Origin of the sequence: Streptomyces sp. NPDC059008 (assembly GCF_042749045.1) — a bacterium.
Lineage (GTDB): Bacteria > Actinomycetota > Actinomycetes > Streptomycetales > Streptomycetaceae > Streptomyces.
The window spans coordinates 1-21,073 of sequence record NZ_JBHYJC010000028.1 but is presented as its reverse complement, the minus strand read 5'-3'; the positions used below and the strand labels follow the sequence as shown (position 1 = coordinate 21,073).

The window sequence follows — 21,073 nt, the reverse complement described above, 5'->3', positions numbered from 1 at the left end:
CCTGGAGCGTGGAAAAAACCCTCACTGACTGGTTCCCATTCTACTGGCCACCACTGACAAAAGCCCCTGGCCAGGGGCGATTTGGGGCCTCTGGCCAGGGGCTTTCGCGGGCCGCCGGGGCGGACCGGTTCAGGGCGTGGTGACGGCGGCCCGCAGCAGGGCCTTGTCGGGCTTGCCGACGGGGGTGAGCGGGATCTCGTCCACCACCCGGACGACGGCGGGGGCGTAGAGCGCGCCCTTGTGCTCGGTGACGAAGGCGCGCAGGGCGGCGGCGTCCACGCGGTGGCCCGGGGCGGGGACGACCGCGGCGTGCACCACCTCCGCCTCGTCGGCCGTGCGCACCCCGTAGACGGCACAGTGGGCGACCGCCGGATGGGCGTGCAGCAGGTCCTCGACCTCCGCCGGGTGGACATGGCCGCCGACGACGATGATCACGTCCTTGACCCGGTCGACGAGGTAGAGCCGGCCGTCGTCGTCCAGACAGCCCACATCGCCGGTCCGCAGCCAGCCGTCGCCGGTCAGCGCCCGCGCGGTCAGCTCGGGCTGCTTCCAGTAGCCGGACATCACGCCGGCGGAGCGTACGTGGACCTCGCCCTGCTCCCCCGCCGGCAGGTCCCGCCCGTCGGCGTCACGGATCGCCAGCTCGACACCGGGCAGTGCCCGGCCGACGGTGATCCGGCCGCCGGGGCCGGTCGGGGTGTGGTCCGCGGGCAGCGCCGTGGTGATCGACATCGCCTCGGACATGCCGTACATCCCGTACAGCACCGGACCGAAGGCCTTGGCGGCCTCCATCAGCCGGGAGGGTGAGGCCATGCAGCCGCCGTAGATGATGCCGGTCAGCGAGCCGAGGTCGGTCGTGGCGAGGGCCGGCTCGTCCAGGAGGCGGTACAGCAGCGGGGGCAGCAGCCACAGGTGGCTGATGCGGTCGTGGGCGACGGCGGCGAGGACGGCGGCCGGGTCGAAGGCGCGGTGCAGTACGACGCTGCCGCCGGAGGCGAGCGTCACATCGCTCAGCACCCCCGCCAGATGGGCCAGCGAGGTGCAGGCGAGGAACCGGGGCCGCTCGCCGGTGCCCGCCGACTGCTGGGCGATCATCCGGGCGTACGGGGCGTGCGCCATCCGGACTCCCTTGGGGATGCCGGTCGTTCCCCCGGTGTGCCGGATGCACCAGTCGTCCTCCGGACGGGCGGCGCTCGGGACGGCGGGGGTGGCCGGCAGGGCGGCGCAGGCGGCCGTCAGGTCGGGGCCGAGGGGCGACGGCGCCGGGCCGAAGGTCATGACCTCGGGCAGCGGGCCCTCGGTGTGCGCGAGGAGGTCGCGTGCGGTGTCGTGCAGCGCCGGGTCGACCAGGATCAGGGCGGTCTCGACGCTCGCCACGACACGGGCCAGCGTCTCGGCGGCCATGCCGTCGTAGAGGAGGACCACGCGGGCGCCGAGGAGGTTGACGGCGTAGCGGGCGGCGAGCGCCTCGGCGCGGTTGCCGCTGAGGACGGAGACGGTGCGGCCGCGGCCGATGCCGTGGTCGGCCAGCACGGCCGCCATCCGGTGGACGGTGGCGTGTAAGGCGCCGGCGGTGACCTCGGGGCGAGTGTCGCCGCCCGGTGTGCCGGTGGCGCCGGGCGCCCTCTCCGGGCCGGTCAGCACGGTCCGGGCGGGGTCCTGGGCGAGGGCGGCGAGGATGGTGTCGACGTAGCTGGTGAACGCGGTGGCGGGCGGCATGGCGGGGGTGCTCCTCGGTGCGGCGGCGGTGCGTCGGACACCCCCGACGCTAAGCGCGATCACTCGTCCGCTCCATGACCAATTCCGCCATATGGTCATGACCCGAGAGGCATGAGCGGGGCCAGTGTCCCCTCCGCCGCGGCCAGGATCTCGGTGACCCGCAGCCCGAAGTGGACGTCGCAGGCGTTCGGCAGGCCGGTGCCGGCGGCGGCGAGCAGGGCGTCGACGGCCCGGTGGTAGGCCGCGTCGGGGCCGTGCCGGCGGCGCGGCAGGGTGGCGACGCCGGCGGTGCCGCGGAGGGTGACCTCGACGCCGGCCGCGGCGGCCGGGGCGGTCAGGCCGACCGTCGCCGAGCTGGCCGCGCCGCTGCTGTGACGCATCGCCAGCAGCACCGTGTCGGCCTGGCCCCGGGAGGCGGTGACCGCCTCCACGTCGCCGAGGACCGCGAGGAGCACGGAGAGCGCATGCGGGCCGATGTCCCACAGGCCGCCCTTCTCGCGGCGCCACGGCGAGCGGGCGTACGGGCTGGTGGTGTCCTCGACGAAGACCGGGGCGAGCCAGTCGGCGTGCGCGGTGAACCAGCCGCCGGCGGCCGCCTGGGCGGCGATCCACTCGCCCTCCTCCTCGCCGAAGCGCGCGGTGAAGAAGACCACCGAGGCGACGCCGGCGCGGTCGGCGGCGTCGGCGACGGCCCGGGCCTCGGGCACGCAGGTGGCGACCGGCTTGTCCAGCAGCAGGTGGCAGCCGGCCTCGGCGGCGCGCACCGCCAACGGGGCCTGGACGGACGGCGGCAGGGCGATCGACACCGCGTCGCAGGCGGCGAACAGCTCGCCGGGGGTCTCGTAGGGGCGGGAGCCGTGGGCCTGGGCCAGCGCGGCCGCGGCCTCCGTCCTGCGCCCCCAGACACCGGTGAGCTCGACGCCGGGGTGCGCGGCGAGGGCGGGGGCGTGGACGCTGCGCGCCCAGGGGCCGGTGCCGAGGAGTCCGATGCGCATGGTCGTCATGGGGCCAGTGTCCCGCGGGGTGCGGCGCGGCACACGCAGCCGGCGCCCGTGACCCCGGCGGGTAATCCATATGCCCGTACGGCCGGGCGGTGTTACGTTGCACGGGCCGGCCGCGGGACTCCGGTGCGACTTCCGGACCTGCTCTGCAAAGCAACGATTCGCTGCTCGTGCCCCCATTCCCCGGCCGGCATCCGACGGACGGGGGAGGACGGGGTGGCGAGCGGTCCGGATCTGGTGGCGGCCGAGGACGTGCTGCTGTTCGTCAATGCCGCGATCACCTCCACCGGGCAGCGCGAATTCCACTCCGACGCCGGTGCGCAGCAGCTGTCGCTGGACTTCCTGCACACGTACGTACGCATCAACTACCGCCCCCTGTACGCCGCTTCGCTCGCGCTGGACATCAACGACCACAACGCGGCGCTGATCGTGCGGGATCTGCTGCGGACCGCGGGCGAGGCGAGCGCCGAGGAGCGGCGCACGGAGGGGCGGCTGATCGCGGCCCGGCTGGCGCGGCTGCCCGCACCGCGTGTGTACCGCCTGTTCCGCGCACTGCGCACCGCCAAGGTCAACAACCGCCGCACCCGCGCGATCATGCGCGACTGGCTCGCGGCGCGCCCGGATGCGGCCCTGGACGCCGTGAAGTACCGGTCCGGCCTCAAGTGCGCGGCGCGCCACGCCCATCTGCCGCTGGACGGCCCGGCGGGCACCGGCGGCGAGCTGGGCGACTTCCTCTTCGCGCCGGACCGCCGCAAGCACTTCACCACCCCGCTGCTGGACGCCTGGCGACGGGCGCACTACGAGCAGGGCGCGGTGTACGAGCTGCCGTTCACCGTCGCCGAGGGCTTCGCGGCGGCGCACGGCATCGACCGCCGCGCCTTCCTGGAGCGCATCGCACCGCGCATGACCCGGCTGGAGCGGCTGCGCACGCAGGAGTCGGCCCGTGCGCGCGGCGCCCGGACGGACCTCGACCTCGGCGGGCTGCCGCTGACCCGGCTGGCCTCTTACGTCCTCGGGCTGCCGCTGGCCGACCGGGCGGCGCGGCGCGCCGAGCTGACCGGTGCGCTGCGGGCGGCGGCCCGGCGTACGGCAGGTGCGCAGGCCGGGACCTGGGGCCGGGTGGCGGCCGTATTGGACGACAGCTTCTCCACCACCGGCTCGCGGCAGAAGCGGTACCGTCCGCTGGCGACCGCGCTGGCCTGCCACTTCCTCCTGGAGGCGCTGGCGCGGACGTATCTGCCGCAGTGGACCTCCGGGCGGCGGGACGCGCTGCTGGCCTTCCCCTACGGGCCGACGCCCCTGGGGATGCGGCTGCTGGACGCGCTGGAGGACGCGCCGGAGCGGCTGGTGATCGTCTCCGACGGGTGGGACAACGCGCCGCCCGGCCTGGCCGGTGAGGTGCTCCGGGTGTGGCGCGCCCGGCTCGATCCGGAGCACCGCACCTCTGTGGTGCACCTCAACCCCGTCTACGACGCCGAGGACTTCGCCGTACGCCGGCTGTCCGCCTCGGTGCCGACGGCCGGGGTGCGCGACGCGGAGGACCTGCCGGCGCTGGTTCAGCTGGCGCGGTTCGCCGAGGGCCGTACGGGACTCGCCGAACTACGGGCCCATATGGACGACCGGGTGCGGCGGTTCCTGGGCGAAGAGCCGGGACGGAAGGAGGCTTCGGCATGAGCGGCCTGGATCTGAGCGGGCTGCGCGCCCGGCCGGCCCAGGTGTGGGGCGCGGTCCGGCTCGTGCCGTTGGTGCGCGCCGAGCCGATCGTCGATCTCCGGCTGCACCGCGAGCTGTACGAGGACGGCCCGACGACCGTGTCGGCCGACCGGAACACCTCCTACACCTCGTACATCCCGCACGGGTTCGTGGCGGACTGGACCTCCGACGGATCGCCCGCCGCCGCGTACGGCTCGCAGCTGAGCGACGGGCGCGGCCCGGTGGCCTGCGCGCCGCTGCACTTTCCGCGCAGGCTCGTGCAGAAGCGGGGCAGGGCGCACGGCAAGGGGCCCTCGCCCGGCGGGTCTTCGGGCGGGCTGCGCTTCCTGCCGCTCCATCTGGCGCTCGACGGCTATCTGGCGCTGCACTTCGGCGGCCCGTCGATCGTGTGGGAGGAGTGGACCCGGCGGGCGGTGCGCGAGGGTCTCTCGCCGCGTGCGGAGCGGGCCTACCGGGGCGAGCGGGTGCCCGGCCTGGACGACGCGCTGCGGGTCTTCGAGATCCATCCGGGGCAGTGCGGTGTGCTGGTGTACGTCGCCGACGCGCCGGCCGCGGCCTTCGTGGTGCCGCACCCGGACGACTACCGGGCGCTGCACCCGTCGCTGCTGCAGGACCTCTACGGCGAGCTGATGTACCAGTACGCCCTCTACGGCGGACCGGTGCCGGAGTTCACCGCCCGGATCGCGGCGGAGTACGTCACCTCACTCGGGGAGCTGCGCTCCGTCGCCGAGCGCCGCGCCCAGGAGTGGGAGGCGCAGCATGCCGACCTGATGGCGGGCGAACTGCTCGACGAGTCCTACGACGTCCGGCGGGTGTACCGAATGGGGCGCTTTCGCCTGTCGCGCTTCCTGCCGCCGTTCGCGCTGCACCGCCCCCAGCACATCGGCGAGCTGATCACGGACGGGAAGGGGCGGGTCGCCTACCTCAAGACGTTCCGGCTCTCCGACAAGCAGGTCCGGCGCGGCCATGTGCTGCACCGGCTCGCCGCGCACGAGTGGCATGTGGGGCGTACGGCACAGGCGCTGGGGATCAGCGGCCAGGAGCTGGTGCGGCGCGTCGACCATCTGGGGTTCCAGGGCCTGCTGAAGCACTTCGGTTGAGCTTTGCACCACATCTCGGGCGACAAAGCAGGGCATATCGATATGCACAATCCAGAACAAAGCCGGACGTTAAACCGCGGAATCGCGGGATGTCCGGTTGAGTAACCTGCGGTTCACATATGGGCAACGGACGGGAAACGGCCTGTTGCGAGTGTGCGGCAGTACGCCCGCACGCGTACCCGCACCTACCCGTATAAGAGGACCCCGTGACCATCAAGGCCGAGTACATCTGGATCGACGGCACCCAGCCGACCGCCAAGCTCCGCTCCAAGACCAAGATCCTGGATGGGGGCACCGCCCAGGCCTTGGGCACTGGGGGACGGTCCGAGCTGCCGCGTTGGGGCTTCGACGGGTCCAGCACCAACCAGGCCGAGGGCCACTCCTCGGACCTCGTCCTGGAGCCGGTGTTCAGCTGCCCGGACCCGATCCGCGGCGGCGACCACCTGCTGGTGCTGTGCGAGGTGCTCCACACGGACCTGACCCCGCACCCCTCCAACACCCGTGCGCTGCTGCGCCCGGTGGCGGAGAAGTTCGCCGACCAGGAGCCGATCTTCGGCATCGAGCAGGAGTACACCTTCCTCAAGGGCGACCGTCCGCTCGGCTTCCCCGAGGGCGGCTTCCCCGCGCCTCAGGGCGGCTACTACTGCGGTGTGGGCGCGGGCGAGATCTTCGGCCGCGAGATCGTCGAGAAGCACCTCGACCTGTGCCTGGCGGCCGGCCTCGGCCTGTCCGGCATCAACGCCGAGGTCATGCCCGGCCAGTGGGAGTTCCAGGTCGGCGCCCTGGCGCCGCTGGAGGTCTCGGACCACATGTGGGTGGCGCGCTGGCTGCTGCACCGGGTGGCCGAGGAGTTCGGCGTCACCGCGTCGCTGGAGGCCAAGCCGGCCAAGGGCGACTGGAACGGCGCGGGTGCGCACACCAACTTCTCCACCCGCGCGATGCGCGAGGGCTACGACGCGATCATCACCGCCTGTGAGGCGCTGGGCGAGGGCGACAAGCCGCTGGAGCACGTGCGCCAGTACGGCACCGGCATCGAGGACCGGCTGACCGGCGCGCACGAGACCGCCCCGTGGGACCAGTACAGCTACGGCGCCTCCGACCGCGGTGCCTCGGTGCGCATCCCGTGGCAGGTCGAGGTGGAGAAGAAGGGCTACATCGAGGACCGGCGGCCGAACGCCAACGTCGACCCGTACGTGGTCACCCGGCTGATCGTGGACACCTGCTGCACGGAACTGGCGCGACGCGAGCAGATCTGAGCGAGCAGGCCGCGCGGGCAGAGTCGAGGCAGGCGGAACGCACGCGCGGGAAGGGGCCGGGCCGAGGGGCCCGGCCCTTTCGCATGCCCGGCGCCGCTCCCCGCGCCGGGCCAGGGCCGGTTGTCAGTGGCGGCTGGCAGGCTGGGGACATGCTTGCGATCAGCGTCAAGACCGAGACCGGGGCGGACGGTTCACGCCCCACGGCAGCCGAGCTGGCAGGGCTGCTGCGGCGGATCGGCGGCGACGGCGACCACTTCGTGGTCGCCGAGCGGCTGCCGGCCGAGGACCAGGTGTATGTGCAGACCTGGCGGGACGGCGACGGGCCCTTCCAGGTGGAGCACCGCGACGGCGGGCCCGAGCGGCACTTCACCGCCCGGACCGGCGACGCCCGGCGGGTCGCCGAGGTCTTCGTGGACTGGGCGCGCGACGGGGAGTCGTGGCGTACGGCGCTGGACTGGCAGCCCGCGGACCTGTACTCCACCCCCGGACTGGCCCCAAAGACCCGAGCGGCCGCCGAGGAGCAGGCCCGCAAGGGCATCCGGTCCGGCTTCCGGCCCTTCCACGAGGTCGCGCAGAGCGTCTGCGACGCCTTCGACGCCGAGGACACCCCGGTCTCGCTGGAGGAGGCACGGCGGATCGTCGCGGGCCTGTGGGAGGAGCGGCTGGCCGAGCAGGCCGCATGGCCCGAGGTCACCGACGCGGACCGGATCGCGCAGGCCTTCGCCGCGCTGGGGGCCCAGGGACTGACGGCCCGGATGGACTTCACCTGCTGCAGCCGCTGCGGTATCGGCGAGATAGCCGCCGAACGCGCCGAGGGCGACCGGGGCTTCGTCTTCTTCCACCACCAGGACACCGAGGCGGCCGCGGCGGGCCATGGGCTGGCGGTCCGGTACGGCGCCTACGCGGACTCCGGGACGGCATCGGGCGAGGCCCCGGCGGACACGGCCCCGGCGGACGAACGCGCCGAGATCGGGCGGACGGTGGCCGCGGCGCTCGCCGAAGCGGGTCTGCCGGTGCGCTGGGAGGGCGATCCGGACCGGGTCATCGAGGTCGCCCCGCTGGTCTGGCGCAAGCGGCTGCCGGTGGGGGCCTGAGATGGCCCTCCGCATGCCCTGGCTCGCGCCGCTCTACGTCGGCGCCGTTCAGCTCGGCGCACACGCCACCGCGCGGCTGCCCGAAGGGCGGCGCACCCGGTTGCTGCGCCGCCACTCCACCAATGTGGCCAATCTGCGCGCCGGCCGCTGGGAGACGCTGGCCACCAGCGCGGGCCTCGTCGAGGAACCGCTTCCGGTCCCGTACGCCGCCGCGCTGCTCGCCACCCTGGGGACCGCCGAGACCCGCTGGGGCCCGGGGGGCGCGGCGGCCGTGTTCGCGGCCGGACACACGGGCGCCAGCCTGCTGGTCTACGCGGGGCTGCGCGGCCGGGTGCGCACGACCCCGCCGGACGCCACCGCGCAGGCCGTCGACGTCGGGGCCAGCTACGGCTTCAACGCCACGCTGGGCGCCCTGGCCGCGAGCGTCCCGCACCGCGGCGCCCGGACCGCGGCGACCGCCGGGCTGCTGGCCCTGGGCATCCGCCCCGTACTGCGACGCGGCCGGACGTTCACCGACGCCGGGCATCTGGCGGCGCTAGCGCTCGGCGTGGCGGTGGGGTACGGCATACGGGCACGTACGGGACGATCCGTCACCATCTGAGCCAGGACGCGGGGCGGCCGACCCCACCGAGCCGCAACGCGTCGCCCGCGCACACGGGACCGTCCGTCAAACCCCCTCCCATCGGATTTCGGCCATCGGCCCCGCACCCCCGTCCTCCCCAACTCCATGGCGAAGAAGCCGAGTCGGCGCCGCATCGCCCCCGGTCCCGCCACCCGGGCGGGCCGGACGCGGCGGAATTACGTCACAGCGGCACCCGGACGAGGGACAGATCACCGACTGTCTGGTTCAATGAGGTCATGGCCAGCCTTACAGACAGCGCGACGGGTCGCAGCGACCTCGAGCCCTTCTGGCCGTCCCGGCAGGCGCACGCCTTCGACCGTCTGTGTTGCCGCGCACACTGAGCGCGGGCCCGCACACGCCTCATCGACGCCTCTTGACCGGCGTCCCCAGCCCTGCCCGCGCGCACGACGTCCCCGACGCCCCTCTGCGCGAAAGAGCTGACTCCCGATGACGAACGTCCGTACCCTGACCGCCAACCCCGCGACGGCTCCCGATTCCCCCCGCACCACCGCCCCGCACCCCCACCGCCACCGACTGCGCGCGGTGACGCCCGACGAGGCCCTCGCCTCGCCCGCCACCGCCCCGCACCACGGTGTCCAGTCGGTCGCCGAGCTGCTGAACTCCGGCGCGACCTGGATCCCGGCGCCCCAGCACAGCGTGCCCGCGCTGCCCGGCCAGCCCCCGATGGTCGGGTACCTGGTCCTGGTGCCCGCCGAACAGGCCGCCGCGCAGCCGGCCGTCGAACCCCCGGCCGCGCCGACCGGAGACGAGATCGTGCGGATCGACCCCGAGCAGCGCACCGCGTACGTCCAGGGCCGGCCGCTGGATCTGACGTACCTCGAATTCGAGCTGCTGGCGCATCTGGTCGCCCACCCGCACCGGGTGCACACCCGCGACCAGCTGGTGACCACGGTGTGGGGGTACGGCCACGTCGGCGACGGCCGCACCGTCGACGTCCATGTCGCCCGGCTGCGCCGCAAGTTGGGCGCCCGGCACCGGGCGTCGATCGTGACGGTGCGCCGGGTCGGCTACAAGTACGTGCCGAGCGCCTAGCAGCCGGCGCCCGCCCGCTCTTTCGGGAGCGGGAGGGCGCCCGAGCCGCGCCGGTGCAGACACCCCACACCGCCCGCCACCAGCAGTCCGATTCCGGAGGCCAGCAGCATCGCCTTGGTCGGGGAGTCGGTGACCGCCGCGCCGCCCAGACCGCCGAGGGCCGCGCTGCACAGCGCCCAGACGCCCGCGCCCACCGCGTCCAGCAGCACGAAGCGGCGCAGCGGGAAGTGAACGCTGCCGGTGGACAGCGCGGAGACCACACGGCCACCGGGCACGAAGCGGCCGGCGACGACGAGCAGGGCCGCGTGCCGCTCGACCATCGCGCGGGCCCTGGCGTGCCGTGCGCGGCCGCGTTCGCCACGGAGCAGCCGGGCGGTGGCACGTGGACCGGCGTACCGCCCCACCGCGTAGCCCAGGCAGTCGCCCGCCAGCGCCCCGGCCGCCGCGACACCCGCCAACAGGGCGAGCAGCGGCAGATCGGGGCCGATGAGCACGGCGACCAGCAGGACCGTGGTCTCGCTCGGCATGAACGGCAGCAGTGCGTCGAGAGCGGACACCAGCAGCACGACCAGCCACAGCCAGGGCGAGTCCAACAGGCCCTGGAGCGGCTCGGTGAGCTGGTCGAGCTGGTCAAACATGGGCCGGGGCGTCCCGGACGTCCGCGGCCGCCACCGGCGTGTGCCGCACCACCGCGCCTCCTACCGGCGCGGCCACCGGCGACCGGCCGCCCAGCACCGCCCGTGCCGCGCGCGCCGCCAACTCCCGCCGGTCCAGGCCCGCATCCGGGCCCGCCGTCGTCAGCACCGGATGCGCGGTGACACGGATCGTCAGCGCGCGGGCGCCGAGGACCCGGCGCAGCGAGCCGAGAAAGGTGTCCTCGCCGCAGAACGCGGCGACCGTGCTGGGCCGTTCCCGCTGGGTGTACTCGACGGTCACCGGCCGGACCGGGGCGCCCGCGTCGAGCGCGGCCTGGAAGGTGGCCCTGCGGAAGGTGCCCTGATCGGCGGTGCACCAGGTGGTGGCCTGCGGGAAGACCGCCACCGACCGTCCTGCGGCGAGCATCTCGGTCAGGTCCCTTATCGCGCCGGGCAGCCCGCGGGGGCTCGTACGGTCGATGAAGTGCGTACCGGCTCTGCGGGCCAGCCCGCCGACCACCGGCCAGCCGCCGACCTCGCGCTTGGCGAGCAGGGTGACCGGCTCGACGGCGAGCAGGGCGGGGATGTCGAGCCAGGAGATGTGGTTGACGACGAGGAGGGTGCCGGGGCCACCGCCCCCGGAGGTGAGGGTGCCGGGGCCCTCCCCCGGGCTGACGAGGCGGATGCCCAGCGCGTCGAGCAGCGCGCCGGCGTGGGCCCGCAGCCGCACCGGATCGGCCATCCGCTCGCCGTCCGTGAGCGCCCGGCGCACCCGGTGCGCGAACACCGCCGAGCGCCGGGCGACGCCGGTCGCCGATATCCGCGGCAGGGTGTGCGCCGCACAGTCCGGTGTGCAGTCGGACCAGACGTCCCAGGGACCGTTCACCGCTCCCCCAGGAAGTAGCGCCGGTAGCGCTCGCCGAGCCGCTCCATGTCCAGGACGACGAAGAAGTCGGCGACGTCGAACTCCGGGTCGTGGGCGGGCGCGCCGCAGATGAAGGCACCGATGCGGAGGTAGCCGCGCAGCAGCGGGGGCAGCTGGGCCAGGCTGGGGCGGTCGGGCACCGGGACGGTGGAGTGCCAGGGGTGGTGCGGGGTGACCCGCAGTTCGGGCGGCGCGGCATGGCGGGTGCGGCCCAGCCCCCAGGCGTGGGCGGCGGCGGTGCCGCCGTCGGCGAGCGGGACGGAGGCGCAGCCGGCCAGGTAGCGGTGGCCGGAGAGCAGGGTGTAGCGGGCCAGGGCGGCCCACATCTGGGTCATCACCGCACCGCTGCGGTGGTCGGGGTGGACGCAGGAACGGCCGGCCTCGATGAGGGAGGGACGCAGCTCCTCCAGGGCCCCGAGGTCGAACTCGCCGTCGGAGTACAGCCGCGGGCTGCGGCCGGGCGGCAGCAGGCGGTAGGTGCCGACGACCTCGCCGGTGGCGGTGCGGGTGACGATGAGGTGGTCGGCGAGCTCGTCGACGGCGTCGATGTCGTGGCCGGCCAGCGGGGAGTGCAGGGTCGCGCCCATCTCACCGGCGAAGACCTGGTGGCGCAGCCGCTGCGCGGCGCGGATCTGTTCGGTGGTGTCGGCGATCTGCGCGGTGTAGTCGGGGACGGATGCGGCGGGTACCGCCGCGGGTCCGGGAGCGGTGCCGGGGGTGCTGGACGCGGTCGTTGCCATGCTCATGGGAGCCCTCCATGGGGAGTGGGGAGGCTGCGATAGACCGGCGGGCCACGGTCATGACCTGGCCCTTCTCTACGCGCCAGACTGTTCCCCGGCCCGACAGCCGGGCACGTGAAGCGCAGGGAGCTAGGGGGTGAGCCTCCGCGTAACACTGCGTTCTGCCTGCTTCCCACGTTGTCGGCTGTCCCGCCCTTCCGCTGCGCTTGGCTGCTTCCCACGTTTTCGGCTGTCCCACCGTGGGGGTTGTTGTTGGTTCGCCTGCGGCGGGCTGTTGCCGCTGCGCGGGGCTGTTCGGCTGCCGGTGACAGGCCTGCGGGGCTGGGTGTCCGGACTGCTGCGCTTTACGTCCGGACACCCAGCCCCTCCGGCCCGCCCCCTCCCGTTGGGGGTGGGAGAAGACCGGTGGGTCTGCACGTACGTCTTCATCCGCGCGAGGTGAACGGACTACGCTCGCCCCTACCGGCCTCTTCCCACCCCCTCACGGGAGGGGCCGCGCCGCAGGACGGAGTCCGGAGGAGCGGCACCGCACCCGTACACACCACGCCCGCCGCAGGCGCAATCCCCACGGCGGGACAGCCGACAACGTGGGAAGCAGGCCAAAGTGCAACGACCCTCACGACGCGCACTGCTGGGGACCGCCGGGGCGATCGGCGCGGGGGCGGTGCTCGGAGTGGCCGCGCCGGGGCGGGGCGCCAGGCGGGTACCGGCGGCCGCCTACGACGTCGCGCCGGTGCGGGCCGCACTGGCGCGGCTGCTGCCCGGCCACGCCGACCAGTTCGAGCCGGTGCCGCTCGTCGCCGACGGCGGCACCGACGGCGGCACCGACCGCTTTCGGGTGACCGGACGGGCCGGTCGGATCACCGTCGCCGGGACGACGCCCGCGGTGCTGCTGACCGGCGTCAACTGGTATCTCAAGTACACCTGCCGGGCCCATCTGTCCTGGGCCGGGGACCAGCTGGAGCTGCCGGATGTGCTGCCCGCCCCGGACGCCCCCGTCGAGCGTGCCACCTCGCTGCCGCACCGTTTCGCCCTCAACGACACCCACGACGGCTACACCGCCCCGTACGCGGACTGGCCGCGCTGGGAGCGGCTGATCGACGTGCTGGCGCTGCACGGGGTGAACGAGGTGCTGGTCACCCCTGGTGCCGAGGCCGTCTACCACCGGCTGCTGACCGACTTCGGCTACTCCGACGCCGAGGCCCGCGGCTGGCTGCCGGCGCCCTCCCACCAGCCGTGGTGGCTGCTGCAGAACATGAGCGGCTACGGCGGACCGATCAGCCACCGGCTCCTGGGCAGGAGAGCCGAACTGGGGAGACGGATCTGCGACCGGCTGCGTGAGCTGGGCATGCGTCCGGTGCTGCCCGGCTACTTCGGCACCGTCCCCGGCGGTTTCGCCGAACGGAATCCCGGCGCCCGCACCGTGCCGCAGGGCACCTGGTCGGGCCTGGCCCGACCCGACTGGCTCGATCCGCGCAGCCCGGTCTTCGCCGCGGTGGCCGCCGCCTTCTACCGCCACCAGGAGCAACTCCTCGGTCCGGCCGACCACTTCAAGATGGATCTGCTGCACGAGGGCGGCGACCCCGGGGACGTACCGGTGGCGGACGCCGCGCGCGCCGTCGAGACGGCCCTGCGCACGGCCCGCCCCGACGCCACCTGGGTGATCCTGGGCTGGCAGGACAACCCGCGGCGGGACCTGCTGGACGCCGTCGACCACGACCGGATGCTGATCGTGGACGGCCTGAGCGACCTGGACACCGTCACCGACCGCGAGCGGGACTGGGGCGGGGTGCCATACGCCTTCGGCTCCATCCCCAACTTCGGGGGCCGCACCACCCTCGGCGCGAAGACGCACATCTGGGCCGAGCGCTTCACCGCCTGGCGCGACAAGCCGGGCAGCCGGCTCGTCGGCACCGCGTACATGCCGGAGGCCGCCGAACGCGATCCGGCGGCCTTCGAGCTGTTCAGCGAACTGGCGTGGCGGGAGCGCCCGGTGGACCGGGCGGCCTGGTTCGACGGCTATGCCGACCTGCGCTACGGCGCCCGCGACGACCGGGCCCGCGCCGCGTTCGCCGCGCTGCGCACCAGCGCGTACGAGATCGCCAGCCAGGACGGCCGTCCGCACGACTCGATCTTCGCCGCCCGCCCCAGCCTGGCCGCCCGCTCCGGCACCACCTACGCCACCCACTCCCCCGCCTTCGATCCGGCCGCGTTCGACGCCGCGTTCGCCGCGCTGCTGCGCGTCCGCCCCGCGCTGCGCGGCAGCGACGCCTACCGCCACGACCTGACCGACGCCGCCCGCCAGGCCCTGGCCAACCGGTCCTGGCAGCTGATCGGGCAGCTCCAGGACGCCTACCGGCGCAAGGACCGGGCGGCCTTCGGCGCGCTGTCCGGGCTGTGGCTGCGGCTGATGCGGCTGAGCGAGGAGGTCACCGGCGCGCACCGGCGGTTCCTGCTCGGGCCGTGGCTGGCGGATGCCGAGGCGATGGCGTCCGACGAGGAGGAGGCGGCGCAGCTGGTACACAGCGCCCGCGCGCTGATCACCACCTGGGCGGACCGGCCCACTGCCGACGGCGGCAGGCTCGCCAACTACGCCAACCGCGACTGGCACGGCCTGATCGCCGACGTCCATCTCCCGCAGTGGCAGGCGTACTTGGACGAGTTGGCGGACGCGCTGGCCGCGGACCGGCCGCCCAGGACCTTCGACTGGTACGCCGTCGAGGAGCCCTGGACCCGCGAGCGCAAGAGCTATCCGCTGCGCCCCACCGCCGATGCCCACCGCACCGCGCGCCGGGTCCACGACGTCCTGGCCAAGGCCCCGTACCAGGGCACGGTCACGCTCACCGCCGTCCCCTCCGCGCTGCCGCCGGGCGGCCGCGCCACGGTCACCGCGGCGCTGCGCAACGTCAACGGGCTGCGGGCGACCGGCCGGGTCGACTTCGCGCTGGACGGTCTCGACGCCACCGCCTCGGGCCCGGTGTCCCTGCCGTCGATCCCGCCCGGCGGCACCGGTCGGGCCCGCTGGCGGGTCACGGCTCCGGCCGGTCCGCCGACCGCTCCGCTGCGGCCGTTGCCGTACGGCCTGGGCGTCGCGTACGGCCCCCGGGGCGAGCCGCGGGTGCGGGCCGAGCGGCACGGCACGCTCTTCGTCGCCGGACCGCTCGATGCGGGCCTGGAGACGGTGACGACGAACGCCGCGGTCTTCGGCCAGCTGGCCGACCGCTTCGCGATCGACGGCGCGGGCGCGGACCTGTGGAGAGGCACCGCCGAGTTCGGCGCGGTCTTCCGGCCGGGCGCGCTGGCCGCCGGCGGGTCGGTGACGGTCGAGGTGACGAGGCAGGACGCGACCGGCCCCTGGGCCCGCGCCGGCCTGATCGTCCGCAACCGCCTCGCCCCCACGCCCGCCCCGGGCTCAACGGACGGGCTCGGCTTCCTCAACCTCTCGGTGACCCCCTCCAACGGCGTGGTGCTGTCCTACGACGCCGACGGCGACGGCGCCCTGGACACCTACCGGCGGCTGACCGGCGTCACCGCGCCCGTGCTGCTGCGGCTGCGGCGCGCCGCGGACCGCGGCCCGCGCGCGGGTACGTACACCGGGTCCTGCTCCACCGACGACGGTGCGACCTGGCGCGAGATCGCCACCGTCACCGTCCCCGGAGCGGCCGCGCACCAGGACACCGGACTGCACCAGTCCGCCGCCAACTCCGCGTCGGCAGAACGCGGTACGGCCGAGTTCCGCCGGTGGAAGCTGACCTGACCATTGCGTACGCTGACCGCAACGGTCCACGAGCGAGGGGAACACGGTATGAGTGCCGCAGCTGAGAAGGAGTGGCTCTACGCCCTCGACATCACCGACGCCACCTGGCAGCGCCCCCCGGGCAGCGCCGAAGAGGCGGTGGAGATCGCCTTCCTGGAGCGCGGTGCGGTGGCCATGCGCAACTCCATGGACCCCGATGTGGTACTGCGCTACACCGAGGCGGAGTGGCGGGCCTTCGTACTCGGCGCGCGGGACGGCGAGTTCGACCTGCAGCAGTAGCGGCGGCCGGTACGGCGGTCATGCGGCCACCGCGGTCGGTCCACCGCGGTGGCCGCGGCTGTGTCCGGCGCCCGCTCGGCGGCCGTCCGGGCGCCCGGTCACACCGGTGACCATCGCAGGATTCACTCGTTTCACCGAACGTGAAGCAGCAGCTGCAGGCGCCCTCCCCCCGTCCGGACCGCTCCGACCCCAGCGGCCTCGCCGACCTCGGTGATGTCATCGACGTCGAGCAGGCCGAGGCGGCGCTGGTCGAGCACTACCCCCGGCTGGTCCGGCTGGCCTACCTGGTCCTGCCGCCCGGTCGCAGCCGCAGCCGCCGGGTGCTGGCCGCGCACGGCGTGGTCCAGCGCGCCCTGCCGCGCCAGCGCTCCTCCATCCGCGGCCTCGGCCTGCCCACCCAGCGGGCCGGCACGGAGGCGGCGATCGATCCCGGCTACGCCTTCGTACGGCTGCGGGTCCTGCGCGCCGCGATCGCCGCCGGGCGCGTCCGGCGCCTGCCCACCCCGCCTCCCCTGCTCCCCCAGGTCTGGGGCCTGAGCCTGTTCCCCCGTTCCGGCGGAGCGGACGAACTCGCCCTGGACCAGGCCCTGTCGGCGCTGTCCGGGCCGGGCCGGGCGGCGTTCGTGCTGCGGGACCTGGAGCGGCTGAGCGCGCCCGAGGCCCGCCGGGTGCTGGAGGCCGCCGGGGTCGCGGACCCGCGGGACGCGCTGGACGAGGCGGAGGAGGCCGAGACGCCGGCCGGCAGCCGGGACCGGTCGCTGCTGGAGTCACCGGAGTTCGACGCGTGCGCGCTGCAGGCCCGGCCGACGGATCTGATCCGGCGGCGGCAGCACGGCCGCGCGGTGCTGGCGGCGGGCGCGGCGGTGCTGGTGTGCGGGGCGCTGCTGGGGCTGCCGGGCGACGGCTGGGGCCCGGACGGCGCCGCCGCCCCCGAGTACGCGCGCAATGCCGCGTCCGAAGCGGCCCTGGACCCGGGCAAGTTGACGGCGGCCTCGGCGTCCGCCTGGCAGACCGCAGCCCGCCAGGACTTCGCCGCCTGGCCGGCCCGCGGGGACCGCGTGCACGACAAGGCGCTGCTGCGCCGCGCACTGGCCGTATGGGCCAGGCCGGGAGCCGGGGTGCCGGTCTCGGCGACGCCCGGCACCCCGGCCGGCCCGGCCGCGGGGCCCGCCCAGCTGCTGTTCGCCGGAGTGGTGGACCACGCGGTGGTGGTGCTCTTCCACGACGGGCTGCGCGTGGTGCGCTACGCGGAGGCGGCGGACGGCGAGGGGCAGTCCGAGGGCGAGGGCGCGGCGCTGGACTTCGCCCGTACGGACGGCGCGGCGGCCGACTCGGCGAGCGCCCTGGTGGTCAACCGCACCGAGGGCAACGTCCGCTATCTGACGGCCCCTTGGGTGAAGCGGGCCCGGCTGGTCGATCTGCTGAAGCCGGACGCGGCGGGCGAGGCCACCCGCATCGACGCACACGGGGTGACCGCCCCCGTGCCCGCGCCGCGGCCCGTCGAGTCGTGCACGACCTGGCCGGCGCTGCGCATGGGCGGCCGGCTTCTGACCGATCTCGGCGAGCTGACCCCGGCCCGGCTAACGTACGGCACTCCGCGCAAGCCGGGCGAGGTGGCCGCCCCGCAGGCCAGGACGGCCTGGGCGCGGACGGCCTGCCAGCTGACCGCGGTCCGCGGCCAGGGCGTGCGTGCGGTGAACTCCTGGGAGTTCGCCCGGCAGCCGCTCCCCGGTGGTGCGGGCGAGGCGGCCTGGCTGTGCACCCGCGCCGAGACCTGGCGCGGCCCGGGCAGCCGGACGACGGCCCAGATCCAGACTCCGGCGCCGGGCGGCCGACCGTACGCACCGGGCGTGGTGGCGGCCCGCGTCGAGGGCGGTACGGCCTGCGGTCCGCGGGCGCCCCGCGCCCTGGCCGGGGTGCTGTGGAAGGGCGCGGACGGCCGACGGTGGCTGCTGGCGGCGGGCAGCGATCAGGTCGCGTCGGTCAGTGTGAGCGGCGGGGTGCGGGGCCAGGCGTCCGGCCGGCTGCTGTCGCTGCCCGCGAAGGAGGGCGACCGGGCGGAGCTCTCGGGCCGGTTGGTGAGCGGCAGGAAGATCGGAGCGCTGGGCTGACGGTCCCGGGAGGGGCGCGACGCGGGGCGCCGCCGGGAAATTGGTCGAGCTTTCGCCGTCCGAGGGGTATCGGCATTCCTTACCCGTCAGTACATTGACGCCATGTCTAATACGGCCTCGCTGCGGCCCCAGGCGGTCGCGTCCGAGCACATCCCGCTGAAGCCCCGCAACGTCGCCTTCGACTGGGCCGACACCCCGCTGCACTGGATACCCGGCGATCCGGCCAGCACCCACACGATCAATGTGCTGCATCTGCTGCTGCCGGCCGGCGAGCGCTGGTTCGTGCGGGTCTACAAGCAGGTCCTGCCCTACATCCGCGACGAGCGACTGCGCGCGGACGTCATCGGCTTCATCGGGCAGGAGGCCATGCACGCACAGGCCCACGACGAGGTGCTGCCGCATCTGAAGGAGCGGGGGCTGGACCCGACCCCGTACACGGCGCAGGTGGACTGGCTCTTCGAGAAGCTGCTCGGCGACCGGACCCTGCCGCCGGGCCGGGCCCGCAAGTGGTGGCTGCTGGAGCGGGTCGCGACGATCGCCGCCATCGAGCACTACACCGCGTTCCTGGGCGACTGGGTCCTCAACGCCGAGGCACTGGACGCCAAGGGCGCCGATCCGATGATGCTCGACCTGCTGCGCTGGCACGGCGCGGAGGAGGTCGAGCACCGGTCGGTGGCGTTCGACCTCTTCATGCACCTGGACGGCGGCTACCGGCGGCGGGTGCGCACCTGGGCCACGGCGTTCACCGCGCTGGTGTTCCTGTGGCAGCGCGGCACCCGCTTCTTCATGGAGAACGACCCCTCGCTGGTCGACGGCAGGGCCAGCTTCCGGGAGTTCTTCCGCGCCGGCCGGCAGGGCGTACTGCCGACCACGGGAGCCATGGCGCGCTCCATCCCGCAGTACCTCAGCCGCACCTACCACCCCTCGCAGCACGGCAGCACCACGCAGGCCGTCGCCTACCTCGCCGGGTCCCCCGCCGCGACCGCGGCCGAGGCCCGCACCGCCGGAGGTGCCTGAGATGCCCCGAATACGGACGTTCCTGATGGCCGGCGCGGCACTGCTGGTCGCCCGGAGGGCGCTGCGCCGGCGGGTCAAGGCGTCGCCGCTGTGGCCGATGCCCGCGCTGGAGGAGCCCGTCTCGGGGCGGGGCCGCGACGGCGCCGGGCAGGGCACGGGCGTACGGCAACTGACCGTGGTGGAGCGGACCGCGGAGGCCGAGGGGGTCGTACGGCTGCGGCTGGCGGGCACGGGCCTGCCGGCGTGGGAGCCCGGGGCGCATCTGGACCTGGTGCTGCCGTCGGGCCCGGTACGCCAGTACTCGCTGTGCGGGGACCCCGCGACGCCCGACGCGTACACCATCGCCACCCGGCTGATCGAGGACGGCCGGGGCGGCTCGCGCGAGGTGCACGAGGTGCTGCACGAGGGGACGGTGGTGCGGGCACGCGGGCCGCACAACCGCTTCCCGCTCCACGACAGCCACGCCTATGTCTTCATCGCGGGCGGCATCGGCATCACGCCGATCCTGCCGATGGTCCGGCAGGCCGAGCGCGAGGGCGTGCCCTGGCAGCTGGTGTACGGCGGCCGGTCGCGGGCCTCGATGCCGTTCCTGGCGGAGATCGAGAAGCTGGCGGGGGCCGGCGCCGACCGGGTGACGGTGGTCGCCGAGGACGAGGACGGGCGGCCGGACCTGGCGGCGGTGCTCGCCGGTGCGCCGCCGCACGCGGCCGTCTACTGCTGCGGGCCGGAGCCGCTGATGGCAGCGGTCGAGGCGCTGCTGCCGACCGTGTCCGAGGGACTTTCCCTGCACACCGAGCGGTTCGCCCCGGCCGCCGACGCGCCCTCCGGCGAGAACGCCCCGTTCGAGGTGGAACTGCGCCGCACCGGCCGTACGGTCACCGTCGCCGCGGACACCAGCGTGCTGCGGGCGATCCGCGACCAGGCGCTGCCCGACCTCCCGTACTCCTGCGAGCAGGGCTTCTGCGGCACCTGCCAACAGCGGGTGCTGTCCGGTGAGGTCGACCACCGCGACGAGCTGCTGACCGACGCCGAGCGCGCGGACTCGCTGCTCGTCTGCGTCTCTCGCGCGCGGGGCGGACGTCTGGTCCTCGATCTGTGACGACTTCGCGTCCTCGCGCGATTCCGCGCCGCGCCCCGGATGGTTAGGCTGGTCCGCATGACGACCGGGGCGCGACGCAGGATGGGCGTCGAGGAGCGGCGTGATCAGCTGATCGCGGTCGCCCTCGATCTGTTCAGCCACCGCTCCCCCGAGGACGTCTCGATCGACGAGATCGCCGAGGCCGCGGGCATCTCGCGGCCGCTGGTCTACCACTACTTCCCGGGTAAGCGGCAGCTGTACGAGGCCGCGCTGCGACGGGCCGCCGAGGAGCTGACGTCCCGGTTCGTCGAAGCGCACGAAGGCCCGCTCGGTGCTCGCCTGTTGCGCGTGATGGAGCGTTTCTTCGACTTCGTCGAGGTGCACGGCCCCGGCTTCTCGGCGCTGATGCGCGGCGGTCCGGCGGTCGGCTCGACACGGGCGAGCGCGATGATGGACGGTGTGCGGCAGGCCGCGTACGAGCAGATCGTCGCCCATCTCGAGGTCCCCGACCCCACCCCGCGGCTGGAGTTGGTGGTGCGCTCGTGGATCTCGCTGGCCGAGACCACCGCGCTGCTGTGGCTGGACCGGCGCAGCATCCCGCGGCCCGAGCTGGAGCGGCAGCTCGTCCACGATTTCGCGGCGCTGGCGGCGGTGAGCGCGGCGTACGACGAGCGGATGGCGCAGGTGGTGCGCCGCATGCTGGCCGACGAACCGGCGGACGGGATGTTCGCGGATCTGGTGGGCCGGCTGATGGCACTACCTGCACCTGCGCTTGGTTGAACCTCGCCACGTTGTCGGCTGGCCCGCCGTGGGGGTTTGTCGCCCTTTCGCTGCGCTTTGCTGCGGCCGACTTTTCTGGCTTTCTCGCCGTGGTGGTTTTTCGCCGTTGCGCCTGCGGCGGGCTGGGTGCCGCTGCGCGGGGCGTTTTCGGCAGCGGGTGCGCCCCTCCGGACTCCGTCCTGCGGTCCGCCCC

Annotated in this window: 17 protein-coding genes; 12 read left to right on the top strand and 5 right to left on the bottom strand. The window is 74.5% G+C overall.

Annotated elements, in window-relative coordinates:
* Positions 1 to 129 precede the first annotated feature (129 nt).
* Together ACFWZH_RS27255 and ACFWZH_RS27250 are read right to left on the bottom strand one after the other, a co-directional pair.
* Positions 130 to 1,719 carry an AMP-binding protein gene (locus ACFWZH_RS27255; protein ID WP_384436555.1) on the bottom strand — a complete coding sequence of 530 codons (1,590 nt, stop codon included), beginning with the start codon at positions 1,717 to 1,719 and terminating at the stop codon, positions 130 to 132.
* A gap of 95 nt (positions 1,720 to 1,814) precedes the next feature.
* Positions 1,815 to 2,723, bottom strand: coding sequence for a Gfo/Idh/MocA family protein (locus ACFWZH_RS27250; protein ID WP_384436552.1), 909 nt, complete (start codon positions 2,721 to 2,723; stop codon positions 1,815 to 1,817).
* Between the two features lie 213 nt (positions 2,724 to 2,936).
* Here ACFWZH_RS27250 and ACFWZH_RS27245 point away from each other — a divergent pair, with 213 nt between their 5' ends.
* From ACFWZH_RS27245 to ACFWZH_RS27220, 6 genes are all read left to right on the top strand, one after another.
* Positions 2,937 to 4,394, top strand: coding sequence for a hypothetical protein (locus ACFWZH_RS27245; protein ID WP_384436549.1), 1,458 nt, complete (start codon positions 2,937 to 2,939; stop codon positions 4,392 to 4,394).
* Complete coding sequence (locus ACFWZH_RS27240; RefSeq protein WP_384436547.1) at positions 4,391 to 5,533, top strand: hypothetical protein; 1,143 nt, start codon at positions 4,391 to 4,393, stop codon at positions 5,531 to 5,533. Before ACFWZH_RS27245 ends, ACFWZH_RS27240 begins: the two co-directional genes overlap by 4 nt.
* A gap of 206 nt (positions 5,534 to 5,739) precedes the next feature.
* Positions 5,740 to 6,789 (top strand): glutamine synthetase, encoded by a 1,050-nt coding sequence (gene glnII, locus ACFWZH_RS27235; RefSeq protein WP_384436544.1) that lies wholly within the window; start codon positions 5,740 to 5,742, stop codon positions 6,787 to 6,789.
* Between the two features lie 149 nt (positions 6,790 to 6,938).
* Entirely contained in the window at positions 6,939 to 7,883 is a 945-nt protein-coding gene (locus tag ACFWZH_RS27230; protein WP_384436541.1) for a DUF6891 domain-containing protein, read from the top strand.
* Between the two features lies 1 nt (position 7,884).
* A complete protein-coding gene (locus ACFWZH_RS27225; RefSeq protein WP_384436538.1) occupies positions 7,885 to 8,484 on the top strand; it encodes a rhomboid-like protein in 600 nt (199 codons plus the stop codon).
* A 468-nt stretch (positions 8,485 to 8,952) separates the two neighbouring features.
* Complete coding sequence (locus tag ACFWZH_RS27220; protein ID WP_384436535.1) at positions 8,953 to 9,558, top strand: winged helix-turn-helix domain-containing protein; 606 nt, start codon at positions 8,953 to 8,955, stop codon at positions 9,556 to 9,558.
* Here ACFWZH_RS27220 and ACFWZH_RS27215 read toward each other — a convergent pair.
* From ACFWZH_RS27215 to ACFWZH_RS27205, 3 genes are read right to left on the bottom strand one after another with little or no spacing between them, the layout of a single operon-like run.
* On the bottom strand, positions 9,555 to 10,196 hold the full coding sequence (locus tag ACFWZH_RS27215) for a DedA family protein (RefSeq protein WP_384436533.1): 642 nt from the start codon (positions 10,194 to 10,196) through the stop codon (positions 9,555 to 9,557). The genes ACFWZH_RS27220 and ACFWZH_RS27215 overlap by 4 nt on opposite strands.
* On the bottom strand, positions 10,189 to 11,079 hold the full coding sequence (locus tag ACFWZH_RS27210) for a lysophospholipid acyltransferase family protein (protein WP_384436530.1): 891 nt from the start codon (positions 11,077 to 11,079) through the stop codon (positions 10,189 to 10,191). The genes ACFWZH_RS27215 and ACFWZH_RS27210 overlap by 8 nt, the downstream gene beginning before the upstream one ends.
* Positions 11,076 to 11,864, bottom strand: a complete 789-nt coding sequence (locus ACFWZH_RS27205; protein WP_384436527.1) for a GNAT family N-acetyltransferase — start codon at positions 11,862 to 11,864, stop codon at positions 11,076 to 11,078. The genes ACFWZH_RS27210 and ACFWZH_RS27205 overlap by 4 nt, the downstream gene beginning before the upstream one ends.
* Before the next feature lie 598 nt (positions 11,865 to 12,462).
* Here ACFWZH_RS27205 and ACFWZH_RS27200 point away from each other — a divergent pair.
* The 6 genes from ACFWZH_RS27200 (at position 12,463) to ACFWZH_RS27175 (ending at position 20,880) form a co-directional block, all read left to right on the top strand.
* Entirely contained in the window at positions 12,463 to 15,615 is a 3,153-nt protein-coding gene (locus ACFWZH_RS27200; RefSeq protein WP_384436522.1) for an alpha-N-acetylglucosaminidase TIM-barrel domain-containing protein, read from the top strand.
* A gap of 48 nt (positions 15,616 to 15,663) precedes the next feature.
* Positions 15,664 to 15,894: a DUF397 domain-containing protein gene (locus ACFWZH_RS27195; protein ID WP_384436519.1), complete on the top strand. Its 231-nt coding sequence runs from the start codon at positions 15,664 to 15,666 to the stop codon at positions 15,892 to 15,894.
* A gap of 140 nt (positions 15,895 to 16,034) precedes the next feature.
* Complete coding sequence (locus ACFWZH_RS27190) at positions 16,035 to 18,005, top strand: hypothetical protein (protein ID WP_384436516.1); 1,971 nt, start codon at positions 16,035 to 16,037, stop codon at positions 18,003 to 18,005.
* A 102-nt stretch (positions 18,006 to 18,107) separates the two neighbouring features.
* Positions 18,108 to 19,022 carry a metal-dependent hydrolase gene (locus tag ACFWZH_RS27185; protein WP_384436513.1) on the top strand — a complete coding sequence of 305 codons (915 nt, stop codon included), beginning with the start codon at positions 18,108 to 18,110 and terminating at the stop codon, positions 19,020 to 19,022.
* A 1-nt stretch (position 19,023) separates the two neighbouring features.
* Positions 19,024 to 20,121: a PDR/VanB family oxidoreductase gene (locus tag ACFWZH_RS27180; protein ID WP_384436510.1), complete on the top strand. Its 1,098-nt coding sequence runs from the start codon at positions 19,024 to 19,026 to the stop codon at positions 20,119 to 20,121.
* Positions 20,122 to 20,178: 57 nt separating this feature from the next.
* Complete coding sequence (locus ACFWZH_RS27175) at positions 20,179 to 20,880, top strand: TetR/AcrR family transcriptional regulator (RefSeq protein WP_384436507.1); 702 nt, start codon at positions 20,179 to 20,181, stop codon at positions 20,878 to 20,880.
* The last annotated feature ends 193 nt before the right edge of the window (positions 20,881 to 21,073 follow it).

What these genes read in the sequence shown, in the direction of transcription:
- ACFWZH_RS27255 (WP_384436555.1), bottom strand. Translation starts at nt 1,719, where the DNA reads ATGCCGCCCGCCACCGCGTTCACCAGCTACGTCGACACCATCCTCGCC.
- ACFWZH_RS27250 (WP_384436552.1), bottom strand. Translation starts at nt 2,723, where the DNA reads ATGACGACCATGCGCATCGGACTCCTCGGCACCGGCCCCTGGGCGCGC.
- ACFWZH_RS27240 (WP_384436547.1), top strand. Translation starts at nt 4,391, where the DNA reads ATGAGCGGCCTGGATCTGAGCGGGCTGCGCGCCCGGCCGGCCCAGGTG.
- ACFWZH_RS27230 (WP_384436541.1), top strand. Translation starts at nt 6,939, where the DNA reads ATGCTTGCGATCAGCGTCAAGACCGAGACCGGGGCGGACGGTTCACGC.
- ACFWZH_RS27225 (WP_384436538.1), top strand. Translation starts at nt 7,885, where the DNA reads ATGGCCCTCCGCATGCCCTGGCTCGCGCCGCTCTACGTCGGCGCCGTT.
- ACFWZH_RS27220 (WP_384436535.1), top strand. Translation starts at nt 8,953, where the DNA reads ATGACGAACGTCCGTACCCTGACCGCCAACCCCGCGACGGCTCCCGAT.
- ACFWZH_RS27215 (WP_384436533.1), bottom strand. Translation starts at nt 10,196, where the DNA reads ATGTTTGACCAGCTCGACCAGCTCACCGAGCCGCTCCAGGGCCTGTTG.
- ACFWZH_RS27205 (WP_384436527.1), bottom strand. Translation starts at nt 11,864, where the DNA reads ATGAGCATGGCAACGACCGCGTCCAGCACCCCCGGCACCGCTCCCGGA.
- ACFWZH_RS27195 (WP_384436519.1), top strand. Translation starts at nt 15,664, where the DNA reads ATGAGTGCCGCAGCTGAGAAGGAGTGGCTCTACGCCCTCGACATCACC.
- ACFWZH_RS27185 (WP_384436513.1), top strand. Translation starts at nt 18,108, where the DNA reads ATGTCTAATACGGCCTCGCTGCGGCCCCAGGCGGTCGCGTCCGAGCAC.
- ACFWZH_RS27180 (WP_384436510.1), top strand. Translation starts at nt 19,024, where the DNA reads ATGCCCCGAATACGGACGTTCCTGATGGCCGGCGCGGCACTGCTGGTC.
- ACFWZH_RS27175 (WP_384436507.1), top strand. Translation starts at nt 20,179, where the DNA reads ATGACGACCGGGGCGCGACGCAGGATGGGCGTCGAGGAGCGGCGTGAT.